Origin of the sequence: Vibrio sp. J2-4 (assembly GCF_021728155.1) — a bacterium.
Taxonomy (GTDB): domain Bacteria; phylum Pseudomonadota; class Gammaproteobacteria; order Enterobacterales; family Vibrionaceae; genus Vibrio; species Vibrio diabolicus.
The window spans coordinates 598,039-610,347 of record NZ_JAKKCN010000003.1 but is presented as its reverse complement, the minus strand read 5'-3'; the positions used below and the strand labels follow the sequence as shown (position 1 = coordinate 610,347).

Annotated in this window: 12 protein-coding genes; 8 read left to right on the top strand and 4 right to left on the bottom strand. The window is 44.5% G+C overall.

All coding sequences use genetic code 11. The annotated features are described in order from the left end of the window. Positions 1–78: 78 nt before the first annotated feature. Positions 79–444 (top strand): hypothetical protein, encoded by a 366-nt coding sequence (locus tag L3V32_RS12930; protein ID WP_104972915.1) that lies wholly within the window; start codon positions 79–81, stop codon positions 442–444. Here L3V32_RS12930 and L3V32_RS12925 read toward each other — a convergent pair. The 3 genes from L3V32_RS12925 to L3V32_RS12915 all read right to left on the bottom strand — a co-directional run bounded on the left by L3V32_RS12925 (position 424) and on the right by L3V32_RS12915 (position 2,318). Then, complete coding sequence (locus L3V32_RS12925) at positions 424–807, bottom strand: VOC family protein (protein ID WP_237284445.1); 384 nt, start codon at positions 805–807, stop codon at positions 424–426. The two genes, L3V32_RS12930 and L3V32_RS12925, sit on opposite strands and share 21 nt — an antisense overlap. A gap of 30 nt (positions 808–837) precedes the next feature. Next, positions 838–1,767, bottom strand: a complete 930-nt coding sequence (locus L3V32_RS12920) for a LysR family transcriptional regulator (protein ID WP_237284444.1) — start codon at positions 1,765–1,767, stop codon at positions 838–840. 77 nt (positions 1,768–1,844) lie between these two features. Further along, positions 1,845–2,318: a hypothetical protein gene (locus tag L3V32_RS12915; RefSeq protein WP_237284443.1), complete on the bottom strand. Its 474-nt coding sequence runs from the start codon at positions 2,316–2,318 to the stop codon at positions 1,845–1,847. A gap of 288 nt (positions 2,319–2,606) precedes the next feature. Between L3V32_RS12915 and L3V32_RS12910 the strand changes: the two genes are divergently transcribed. The 4 genes from L3V32_RS12910 to L3V32_RS12895 all read left to right on the top strand — a co-directional run bounded on the left by L3V32_RS12910 (position 2,607) and on the right by L3V32_RS12895 (position 6,363). After that, complete coding sequence (locus L3V32_RS12910; protein ID WP_237284442.1) at positions 2,607–3,290, top strand: spondin domain-containing protein; 684 nt, start codon at positions 2,607–2,609, stop codon at positions 3,288–3,290. Between the two features lie 9 nt (positions 3,291–3,299). Beyond that, a complete protein-coding gene (locus L3V32_RS12905; RefSeq protein WP_237284441.1) occupies positions 3,300–3,995 on the top strand; it encodes a spondin domain-containing protein in 696 nt (231 codons plus the stop codon). Between the two features lie 146 nt (positions 3,996–4,141). Next, positions 4,142–4,873 (top strand): response regulator transcription factor, encoded by a 732-nt coding sequence (locus L3V32_RS12900; protein ID WP_237284440.1) that lies wholly within the window; start codon positions 4,142–4,144, stop codon positions 4,871–4,873. 116 nt (positions 4,874–4,989) lie between these two features. Next, on the top strand, positions 4,990–6,363 hold the full coding sequence (locus L3V32_RS12895; protein WP_167427762.1) for a HAMP domain-containing sensor histidine kinase: 1,374 nt from the start codon (positions 4,990–4,992) through the stop codon (positions 6,361–6,363). 30 nt (positions 6,364–6,393) lie between these two features. On the opposite strand, the gene L3V32_RS12890 is transcribed toward L3V32_RS12895, so the two are convergent. After that, positions 6,394–6,909, bottom strand: a complete 516-nt coding sequence (locus tag L3V32_RS12890; protein WP_167427761.1) for a superoxide dismutase family protein — start codon at positions 6,907–6,909, stop codon at positions 6,394–6,396. A 541-nt stretch (positions 6,910–7,450) separates the two neighbouring features. Between L3V32_RS12890 and L3V32_RS12885 the strand changes: the two genes are divergently transcribed. From L3V32_RS12885 to L3V32_RS12875, 3 genes are all read left to right on the top strand, one after another. After that, entirely contained in the window at positions 7,451–8,860 is a 1,410-nt protein-coding gene (locus L3V32_RS12885) for an aminotransferase class V-fold PLP-dependent enzyme (protein ID WP_006741963.1), read from the top strand. Positions 8,861–8,922: 62 nt separating this feature from the next. Further along, positions 8,923–9,855, top strand: coding sequence for a transporter substrate-binding domain-containing protein (locus tag L3V32_RS12880; protein WP_237284439.1), 933 nt, complete (start codon positions 8,923–8,925; stop codon positions 9,853–9,855). Next, the gene (locus tag L3V32_RS12875; RefSeq protein WP_237284438.1) at positions 9,852–12,182 is read left to right on the top strand and encodes a bifunctional diguanylate cyclase/phosphodiesterase; all 2,331 of its coding nucleotides are present in this window, start codon (positions 9,852–9,854) and stop codon (positions 12,180–12,182) included. The genes L3V32_RS12880 and L3V32_RS12875 overlap by 4 nt, the downstream gene beginning before the upstream one ends. Positions 12,183–12,309 lie beyond the last annotated feature (127 nt).

Genomic DNA, 12,309 nt, shown 5'->3' with positions numbered 1-12,309 from the left:
GGCAACCACTTATTGATCCTGTTTTTGAGCTAGCACTCAGAATTAGTTACGCTGAATTAAATTTGTTAAGTCACCGTTATGCGTAGATTAATTCCTTTTTATCGCTCCATGCTATTTGCTAGTGCTCTAAGTTGGGTGCTAGTGACGCTGATGCCTGTTATCAATGCTCATGGTAACAGCATGGGCGTGTGGGCGACGCTATGTACGCTTAATGGTTTTGAATTGGTTCAAATCGAAGAAAGTGACAATGCCGTCAGCCATAAAGGCAAACCTTGTCCTTTTAGCCACTTTTCGACTTTTCATCATGATTCACTTCCAACTACACCAATACTTCCACAACTGAGCTTGGTCATTTCTGAAAGCTACACTTTTTTGGCTCTAAGTGTACGATTTGAAACGCCAGTTCCTCGTGCCCCACCAAAGTTAGCGTTGATAAACCTCTAGCGGCAAGCCATCTGGATCTTTGAAAAAGGTAAACGCTTTGCCTGTAAATTCATCGATGCGAATGGGCTCTACCTCAATTTCTCTCGCCTCTAAATATTCTTTAACATGCTCGACATCATCCACTTGAAAAGCAAGGTGGCGTAACCCCTGAGCTTCAGGAAAGCTCGGTCTCTCTGGTGCGTCCGGAAAGCTAAATAGTTCAACTTGGCTACCGTCAGGCAGAGCAAGGTCAAGTTTGTACGAGTCTCTGGCTTTACGATAATTTTCAGCAATGACTTTTAGCCCTAACAATTCGGTGTAAAAGCGTTTTGACCTTGGATAATCACTGCAAATGATCGCGACGTGATGAATGGCATTAAACATGGTTAGCCTCTTCAAACATGGCTAGTATCCTCAAGCATGGTTAGCGTCTTCGGAGACTAAATGCTCCTTAACGAAGTCGATAAACACGCGCAGACGAGCAGGCATGTATTTGGTTTGTGCATACTGCATCGCGATAGCGCCGTGATAGTTACTCTTTATCATCCAATCCGGTAGCACCTCCACCACTTCCCCTTGCTCTAACGCGTCTTTGATCACGAAGTCATGGAAGATCCCAATTCCCAAGCCAGATTTAACCCCGTTCAAGCGCATTTGAGAGTGGTTGACGGCGTAGCGTCCACTTACTGCGATCGAATGAAAGGCTTCCTCTTTAAAGAACGACCAGATGTTGTCTTTGTCGTTCTCTGCAAGGTAAATACAGTCGTGCTGTTCAAGCTCGGTTGGGTGCGCTGGCATGCCGTGTTTGGCTAGGTAATCTGGAGAAGCGCACAAAACCAAATTGGTCTTGCTGATCTCTTTGAGTACCAGATTCTCATCGGGTTTGTCGGTGAGCTTAAACGCAACATCGATGCCTTGGCGAAACAGATCAATCTCACCATCGGCAGCACGCAGTTTGAGCTGTATATTTGGGTAGCGGTCTAGAAATGGCAGCACAAATGGCTGAAGCACGGAATTAAGAAAGGCCTCGGGAGCCGCCACTGTGAGAGCACCCGTGGGCTCGGCATGATCTTCCGCCGACAGCTCAACCGCTTGCTGAGCCGCGTTCACCATGGCAATGCTTTGGTCGTAAACTTTTTGCCCTGCTTGCGTGATGATCAATTTACGAGTCGTGCGCTCAAACAGTTTCACCGAGAGGGCTTGCTCTAATCGTGTGATCAACTTACTTAAAGCCGATGGCGTCACGCCGAGTTGTTTGGCTGCAGCGGTAAAACTGCCTTCGTTTACCACTAAGATAAACGAAGCAAGATCAGGAAGTAGGGCAATGAGTTTTGGATTAACCATAATTGTTCAGTTCTGCGCAGCGGAATAACGATATTGTCTGGTACGGTTTCAAGAGGTTCAAGTGTCACCGTCTCGCTTTAACGATATTTTGCTAAAAATGTATTGAGTGCAGGCAAGCCGGATTCACCAGTATGGTATTGTTGCCAACAGTGATAAATGGCTGTTTCGTGGTCTGCAATTAACTCGATAGCCTCTCGCTCAGCGATTGAATATTGCTGCGAAGCTTTCACTTCTTCATGCCACTCTTGATACTTGACCTCATAAGGTTCTACCCACTTCAGAAGAGTCGCTACCAACTCTTGCCATGGTAAACCAATCCACTTGGTTGCATCTGCCAAGCCTTTATCCAGCATCTCTTGGTGTCGACTTTCGATATCCATGCCATTTGTCAGCAGTACAGGTTTGAGCTTTTCTGCGGTGAGGTCTTCCACTTCAATCAAGGTTTGCCACAGCGTTTGTTGTTCACTTTGGGCGTAATGGTTCAAGTAGTGGTTGAAAAAAGCGATGCCGTAGATTTCGCCATAGTAGGCAGACAGAACGTTATGAATCATGGTGAGAATCGTGATTTAAACAGGGAATACCGCATTGTAGGAGGGGAGCGCACGAAGTGTAAATAGCTGATTAAGAGTAAAAAAGTGCTGCTGACAGAATTCGTACAGAACTTGTGAGAATTTTATGAGAATTCGATGAAGTTGCTGATAGATTTGCTCGTCATTCTTAGAGGCAAGAACGCAAAACGTTCGAAACGTAATGCTTAACCTACTCAAGTCACGAACAAAGAAGTAAAGCCGTACACATGGGCTTGGGTAGTTCAACCCTCATTAAAGGATGGAATCACAATGAAAAAACGTACCCAACTCGGACTCGTCATGACTTCAGTCGCTATGGCACTCGGCTCTGCATCAGTGAATGCGGCGGAATTGGAAATCACCGTAACCAACGCAACCAAAGGCATTTACTTTACGCCACTTATTATTGCCGCACATGGCTCTGACCTTCAAATGTTCAGAACGGGTCAAGCTGCAACGCCAGAACTAGAAGCAATGGCAGAAGGCGGTGATATCTCTGGTCTTGCGAGTGTGATTGGTAACGCTGGTGGTGCGGTGGTTGAGAACCCTGCTGGTGGTATTTTGAATCCGGGTGTTGCAACCACCTTCACCTTGGACAGTGGCGACCACGGATATCTTTCTCTGAGCGCGATGCTGCTGCCAACCAATGACGGTTTCGTCGGTCTGGATAGTTGGAAGATTCCAACGGAAGCGGGTACATACCGAGCAACGCTAAGAAGTTACGATGCCGGTACAGAAGCGAACGATGAACTTGCGTCTAGCATGCCAACCCCACCTTTCATTAGCTTTGGTACTGGCGGCACAGGCGTTGAAGCAACGGTAACTAACGACAAAGTTCACGTGCATCCGGGTAACCTTGGTGATAGCGACCCAACTGGCGGCATCAGTGACCTAGACAGCAGCAGCCATCGTTGGTTAAACCCAGTTGCAACCATCACAATCGTTGTGAAGTAAGGGGGATGTATGAAAGTCAGAATCTTACTAGTAGCAGCTTCAGTCGGCTTGCTCGCCGGTTGTCCAAGCGATGATGATAACGACGTAGTGAAATCGTACCGCTACACCGTCAACGTGGCTAACTTGACTGCGAATCAACCTATGTCTCCGCTTGCGGTACTCACTCACAATGGTGACTACCAATTGTTTGAAATTGGCCAAGCTGCATCTGTTGAACTTGAGCATCTTGCCGAAGGCGGTAGTAACGCCGAGCTGATTGAGTTGATGAACAGCAATGACAGTGTTTACCAAGGTATTTCGGGCAATGGATTGGTGTTGCCGGGTGCATCGGACGAAGTCACCATCACAGTCGACCCTCGTCGTTACGGTTACTTGTCTGTGGCGTCTATGTTTGTGAATACCAACGATGCCTTTGTTGGCGAAACGGGGCTATCGCTCAAATCGCTCGCAGTAGGTGAAAGCTATGAAATGAGCATGAACGTTTGGGATTCTGGCACGGAACTGAACGATGAACTTGCTGCAACCATTCCGGGCCCAGCAGGTGGCGGTGAGGGTTTCAATGCCGCCCGTAATGACAGCAATGACGTTGTTGCATTCCATGCGGGTGTTGTTAGCCAAGATGACGGATTAGCAAACTCAGCACTCTCTGCGAACCATCGTTTCTTGAATCCAGGTGCGAAAGTCACCATCACTCGAGTCGAGTAACACAGGCTCCGATGACGTCTCCTTTCCAAAGCGCTTGTAGCCGAGCGCTTTATCCCTCATGGCGTCATCGGAACCTTTTTTGAAAGAATTTCTAATTTGTTCCGGTCATGTGCAAAGTGAGGATACTCGAAGGCAAGGAAAGGACCATGGAACAACAGGCAATCAATTTAGTCGCGAACATCTTGTTGGTGGAAGATGACGATGATTTGGCAGAACTGGTTCAGATGCATCTCAAGTTTCAAGGACACCAAGTATCGCGAGCCACAAATGTCGCCGATGCTAAAGCGCAATATCAGCAACAACCCTTTGATTTATTGATCCTTGACCGAGGTTTACCAGATGGTGATGGCCTAGACATCTGTCATTATTTGCGTCAGCAACAAGATTGGAATCCAGTGCTCATGCTGACAGCCAGAGACGGTGAAATGGACAAGGTTGACGGTTTAGAAGCGGGCGTTGATGACTACATCACTAAGCCATTTAGCGTATTAGAATTCCAAGCACGAGTGCGAAACGTGCTGCGCCGAGTCAGTCAAACCGCAGAGGCCAAAGTAGCAAATGAAGTCCTCGACGAAGCGATGGATTTTGGTCCGCTGAGAATCATTCCGGAGTTGCACCAAGTATCCCTAAACGACAAGGATGTCACTCTTACCGCGACAGAGTTTACTTTGCTGCAGTTTCTCGCGACTCGTCCGGGCAGAGTCTACAGTAAAGATGAATTGCTCGATCACGTATGGAACACCAGTCATTCTGGTTATCACCACACTGTGTGTAGCACCATAAACCGTTTACGCAGCAAGTTGTCTTTGTCTGATTCTGATCATCACTTCATTCAAACCGTGTGGGGTGTTGGATATAAGTTTCAACCAAGACACTAATGCAAGAAAGTAAGTCAAAACATCAAGCCAAGACAGTAAGTCGGCAGTTGTTTTCACCGTCATTTTTCAATCATCACGGGTGTTTCAAAAACACCGCTGTTTAAGGAGGCGATAGGATGAGCTTCAAATCTCGCTTGGTAGTATTTACTAGCTTGTGGTTCTGTCTTGCGGCGGTGGTGATTGCACTGACTTACAATTGGCAAAAAGAAACCATTGAGTTACGGACTAAGCAAAGCCTGCACAAAGAGCTAGCCAGCCACATGCGCGATGATAATCCGCTGATGATTGGTACGGATTATAACCCTAAAGCGCTCAAGTCGATCTTTCATACCCTTATGCTGATCGGCCCTGATTTTGAAATCTATTTCCTCGATAGCCAAGGCAATATCACCACCCATGCTGCGCCAGATGGGGCAAAGCTTATGGACTCGGTGGATCTGAACCCCATTCAGCAATTCTTAAACAACGAACCGCTTCCCATCTTAGGCGAAGATCCTCGTAATCGCGGTGAACACAAAGTGTTTTCTGTTGCGGCGATAGAGGAATTAGGCTCTACGGTCGGTTATCTCTATGTGGTGATTGGCAGTACCCGACATGACGCCATTGCTAATGCGCAAGTCGATACCCCTTACATCGCGCTGGCAGGATTGGTCTTAGTGTCCATTTTAGGCTTTGCTCTAGGGGCTTATGTGCTGGTGAAACGTAGCCTATTGAACCCGATTGAGCGCGTGACCAAGCAACTTCAACAGCAAGCCGAACATGATTTTCACCTGCAACCTGACTTTACTCACCAAGTGCCGGAACTCGTGCCGATTGCGCACTCTTATCAGATGATGGCGAAGCACATTCAGCAGCAGTTTTTACAGTTGGAGTATCAGTCTTCTCATCGTCGTCAGAGCTTGTTGCAGCTCAGTCATGATTTAAAAACGCCGTTATCGAGCGTGCTTGGCTATCTAGAAACGTGGCGTTTGCAACATCCGGAATCCGATCCTTTGATTGAGGTCGCTTTCCGAAATTGTGAGAAGCTCTCAACTCAATTGCATGCTTTATTAGACGCCGCGCGTAAAGAGGAACCAATGCCAAACTACGAATACCGCCCCATAGATCTTGGCGCGTTGATGGCAGAATGTGCCGAGACGATGCAGAGCCAGTTTTCTCGTAAAGAAGTGGTGTTGAAAGTGGATATCGATAGCGAGATTCAAACTGTGGGTGATAAAGGACTCTTAGAGCGGTTGGTATTGAACCTGCTTGAAAATGCGTTGCGCCACAGCCCAATCGGCTCGGAAGTGCATTGCCAAGCGCATTTGAGTGAGGATAAGTCGCGAATCCTGTTCACTTTTGTCAACCGAATTGATAAAGATGCCGTCGGTGGCGCATTAGGAATTGGTACAAAGATAGTGCAGTCAATTTTAATGTTGCACCACAGCTACTTAGAGACGTGTGAGACGGACACTGAGTATCAACAAAAATTCGCACTTCTCGCTGCCTGAGGAGAAGCGCGAATTTGGCTTATCGAATGACTACTTAATAACGCCACATACAACGCGCGCACCGCCGCCGCCTAATTTAGCAGGATGGTCGGAATGATTGTCACCACCAGCATGAATCATTAATGCTCGGCCTTTTAAATCTGATAATTTTAGGCGAGGCGCGACAACGGGCTGATTAGCATTACCATCCATGTCCACGTAGAGTGGAGGCAGGTCGCCTAAATGATTGTCATCGGTCCAAGGGTAGCCATGTTTCCCTGTGTTGCTGGGGTCATAGTGACCACCTGCTGCACCGCCAAGGACGGTTTTGCCATTCTTCTCCGCGCTATCGCACGATGGATTAGTGTGAACATGGAAACCGTGCACCCCTGATGACAAACCTGATAACTGAGGCATAAATACCACGCCATAGTCACTTTGTGAAATCTCAATGGTGCCAGCGCTCTTCTTGCTGTTGAGATCGTTCATCGCGACAGTCTGCGCAAGTACGTTAGGAGCGGCTACGAGAGTGGCAGCAACTGAAATGCATAGCAATCCTTTTAACATGGGACTTCCTTCTTTTTGGTTGTACGCTCAAGCACATATTAGTGAAAACTTCTCTTCCTTATGTCTGTTGAGCGGTGGGTTTATGTCAGAGAGTGATGTGTCTCACTCTATGGTCTTAAACTGGTATCTATCTGCGAAACCAGCTCTCCATTATTAAGACTTAACATATTGAGATTGTTCAGATATAAAAAGAATAGACGTCAATCAAAAAATAGCCTGAATATTTTTAAATTAACGCAAAGTTAAATTTTTAATGACTTTATAACAAAGCTCATAATTGTTTTATAAAGAAGTTGTCGGAATTGTCTTCTATAAAAAATAATCAATTTAATGAATATTTTAATGTGAATATGGTTGTTTATAGGTTTGTGGTCAAACTGTTGCTTATATCATCAAATAAGATAAAAAATTGGAACTAAAGTCACTTAATGGCAGAGGAAAAAATTAAACTCTGGTTTTAATGGGTAATAATGTTTTAGTAACAGATAGTTACGCACTTAAAATTAATAATATGGCTAATTTCCGACAAGGATTGAAAAAGATGAAAGACAAGGAATCTATTCAGACTAATAGCAGCCGCCGTAATTTTCTGAAAGGCGCAACAGGAGCTGTTGTTGCTGGTGTGAGTGCTTCCGCTTTCTCGGGCGCAGTTCAAGCACGAGAACAGAAAATTGATTGGAGCAGCCGCGGGCTAGGTAGAAAACACGATAAGCGCTTTTGGCGTAAAGTGCAACGACAGTTCGTTTTGGATAAACGTACGACTTACATGAACATTGGCACAACGGGTTCTATGCCAAGACAAGTTCTTCAAGATTACGAGCATAACAACAAGTTGGTGGCTAAGTATCCTTGGGATATGAAGGGCAAATTTGGCTCTTGGCCTTATGTCTCTGAGATGGTTCAAGAAGTAGCGCCTGGCTTTGGTGCTAACCCAGAAGAAATCATTCTCAGCCGCAATACTACTGATGGTCTATGTTCGATCATTAACGGCTTACACTTTGAACCAGGCGATGTGATTCTAACGACGCACCATGAGCATATGGCTGCAACATCACCGATGAACGTCGCAAAACATCGTTTTGGCGTCGATGTTGTTGAAATTCAACTACCAGTATTTACCGGTACTGAAGACGTTTCTGAACAAGATTACATCCAAGCTTTCCGCGACGCGCTTGATGCGCATCAAAACGTTCGCCTCATCATGTTCTCTCATATCACCTATAAAACGGGAACGGCGTTACCAGCCAAAGCCATTTGTGCTTTAGCGAAAGAATATGGTGTGCCTACGCTTGTAGATGGAGCGCATACTGTCGGTATGTTTGACCTCGATTTCCATGATATGGATTGTGATTTCTATGCAGGTTCTGGTCACAAATGGCAGTGTGGTCCTGGCGCAACCGGTATTTTGTACGTACGTGATAACGCCAATCGCTTGAATGAGTATTGGAGTGATCGTGAAAACCCGTTGTGGTTGATCAACTCTTCACTTTCTCATGCTGATTACTTAGGCAAACAATTACAGATGCAGTACATCGGGAACGACAACTATCCTGCGAAACAAGCGTTAGTTGATAGCTGCAAAATGTGGGATGAGATTGGTCGTGACCGCATTGAGGAACGTGTTCTAAGTCTTGGTAGTTTGTGTAAAACCTTACTACAAGAGTACTTGCCACAAGCCCAAATGTACTCGCCAAACGTGGAAGGTTTAACGAGTGGCTTAACCACAGTTAACCCATTCTCTGATGTGACGAATGAAGACATATTGACTGAATTCAGAGATCGTCTGCGTGAAGAATATGGCTATATCATTCGAACAACCAGCTTTAAGCTGCATAAAGATGATGACTTTGATACTTACGCACTCCGTATCTCCACGCACTTGTTCCATGACGAGCAGGATGTTGAAGGGCTCGTGGTGGCGATGACGAATTTGTATTACTCGTCGTTCTAACATCGTTGTTTATCACTCAAGCGCCCGTTATTGGGCGCTTTGTGAAAGGTAAGGATATTATTATGTCAGTCAAAACATTCAAAAGAACTTTAGCGGCGATGGCGCTTATGGCGGCCTCTGTTATGTCCTCTTCCGCTTGGTCAGACGACTTACAACAGATTCGTGATCGCGGAGTGTTGCGCCATATTGGTGTGCCGTACGCTAACTTCGTTTCTTATATTGAACAAGGTGAAGTGGAAACCTTGACTGGCTTAGATGTAGATATAGTAAAAGGCTTTGCCAAGTCGTTGGGCGTTAAGTACCAATATGTTCCAGCTCAGTGGAGCGATATGGTCGGTAAGCTGACGGGCCAAGATGTTCAATACCATAATAAGCAAGCCGTCGTGGGAGAAAGTGTTCCAATCGAGGGGGACTTGATCGCAAATGGCGTTACCATTCTTGACTGGCGTTCTGAAGTTTTAGACTTTTCACAAGATTACTTCCCGTCAGGCGTTTGGTTAGTTTCCAGAACAGATTCCACGCTGAGTCCGATTAAACCCAGTGGTTCGGTTGATGAAGATGTAAAAACCGTCAAGCAGCTTATTCATGGTCGCGAAGTGTTAGCGTTGGAGCACTCTTGCTTGGACCCTAACCTTTATGACTTATATGACACGGGCGCAAAAGTCATACTGCCTGATGGGGCTCGTCTTCTTAATGAGATGGTGCCAGCGATAATGAAAAATGATGCGGAAAGCACATTACTAGACGTCGCCGATACGTTAATTGCATTAGAAAAATGGCCAGGTGAAATAAAAGTCATTGGTCCAGTATCCGAAAATCAGAAAATGGCTGTTGCATTCCGGAAAAACTCGCCGGAATTACGCAAAGCATTTGATCGTTATTTAGATTCAATAAAGAAAGATGGAACCTACGAAAAATTAGTAAAAAAATACTATCCATCTATTTACTACTTTTATAACGATTACTTCATAGAAGATAGTAAGAAAATCCGATGAAAAAGGCCGTTAAAAAAATATCCAGTAAAAAATTTATTGCAATAAGCGCAATATTAGTCTCTATTTATTTAGCTATGCTTATTGTTGTGACAAGTTTGGGACAAAATAAATTAAAAGAATCCCAGCATAGGGAACTCGGTTTAAAAGTAAAAAGTTACGCAAGCACACTCGATAATTTATTTACCATTGCCAGTGAGGATGTTGATAATTTATCTACAGATAAAACAGTACAAACATTCTTTGCTAATTTAGCCTCTGGCATGTCGATGGAGTACGGATTAGGAGCGAGTTTAATTAACTTGAAGCGTCGTTTCGATGAAAAGATAGATGGTAAGTTAATTAATAGCAGCCAAATCTATAAAAAGCTCACACTGGTAGGAAGTGATGGCACAACGATTGTCACGACAGGCTATGAAGACAACACAGAGCAGAAGGTGGATATCCAAACCTTAATGACTCAACATGGGCATCCCGAAGAGGTTTGTGCAACTCGATATAACGACGACGTGCGTATTCAAGTCATCAAGCAAGTTAAGTTTTCTGGAAAGCCAGTTGCCTTTCTAATTGCAGATCTCAATAAAAACATTGTTATTGATCAGCTCACTAATCAAGAGCACGAAGACAGTTATAGCCGGATGGTGCTCAAAATAAAAGACGTTGAGATGGTCGTATGGGATACAATAAATAAAACGTCTTCTCATAATAAAGATGAGAATTATTTAATATCTGAAGCCGTTGATGGAAAGATATATTTTGAAGTGCCTGTTGAAAAGCATCACTTCAAACTTATGGCTTGGTTTGAGCCTTTGAGTGAGCGAGATATTTTTACATCACGGATCTTCATTCTCGGTTTGAGTATTCTTGCTGTTATGGTTGTTATTGCGCTGTGTTATGCGTTCATCACAAACAATAATAGAATTGAGTTGAAAATTAAACTTGAAGAAGAGAAAAAGCGAAAAGACATACTTTCTCAACAGAACCGAAAACTAACTAACGAAATTGAACGCCGAAAAGCGTCTGAAAAAGAACTCGCCTTCCAAGCTAAATACGATACGTTGACTAACTTGCCTAATCGCAGCTACGGTTCTGAGAGACTGGCTTTGGAGTTGATTAGAGCGTCACGTAGTGGCTCAAAAGTATTGGTCATGTTTATTGATTTAGACCACTTTAAGCAGATTAATGATTCAATGGGTCACTTTGTTGGCGACGAGATCCTTAAACTTAGTGCTCAACGACTGCATCAAGTCGCGAGAAAAACAGACTTATTGGCGAGAATTGGTGGGGATGAGTTTTTATTAGTGATTCCTGACTTGCCTGATAATGACACCGCGAAGCGCGTTGCTTCAAGCGTGCTTTCGGCGTTTAACGATCCATTTGTATGGAACAACCATGAATTCTTCTTGAGTAGCAGCGTCGGAATGTCTGTATTTCCGGATGATGGAGATAATGCCGAGCAGCTCCTCGCCTGTGCTGACATGGCGATGTATCGCGTGAAGCAAGATGGACGCGATGCCTTCTGCTTTTATAACCACAATATGAACCAAGACTTGCAACGCTATTTGGATTTGGAAAATCGACTAAGAAATGCCATCTCCAGCCAATTACTAGAGTTGTATTATCAACCTATTATTGAGCTGCGCAGTGGTAAAATTGTTGGCGCAGAAGCGTTAATGCGTTGGAATGATGAGAAGTACGGATTCGTAAATCCTGAAGAGTTTATCTCTATTGCTGAGAAAAATGGCTTGATTCATCAAATTGGTGAATTCGCTATCCAGCAAGCGTGCCGCCAAGCGGCGCAATGGCAAAGTCTGACGCCGCTGTTTGTTTCTGTGAATTTCTCCAGTGTTCAATTTAGGTATTGTGATCGCTTACTTGCGTTTATTAAGAACAGCCTTGAGGAGTCTGGTCTTCCATCAGATAAGTTCGATATTGAAGTGACAGAGAGCCTTCTCTTTAACCACGACTCAGAGCTATTAGACATGCTCAATAACTTAAGAGCGTTAGGCACTAAGCTTACCATCGATGACTTTGGTACTGGCTATTCTGCGTTGAGTTACTTACAGAAATTCCCGTTCGATCGCCTTAAGATTGATCGCAGCTTTATGCAAAATATGTTCGAGAACGACTCCGATCGTGAGCTCGTCAACGTGATCATTGCAATGGCGAAAGCGCTGAACCTTAAGATTGTCGCTGAAGGCATTGAAGAACAGCGTCATGTCGATTATCTAAAAGACTTAAACTGTGAGTTCGGGCAAGGTTTCCACTATAGCCGCCCGTTACCAGCTAAGGACTTTGAAGCACTACTTAAACAACCAACTGGGCTATAACTCCTTTTATTACAATATTATAGGAAAGCATTAATTGAATTTGTGCCTTGGATTCATTAATGCTTTTCCACCTTAAGGGATAATCCTTCTTCCTTCCTTGAATTACACTACAATTAATTGATGAGTG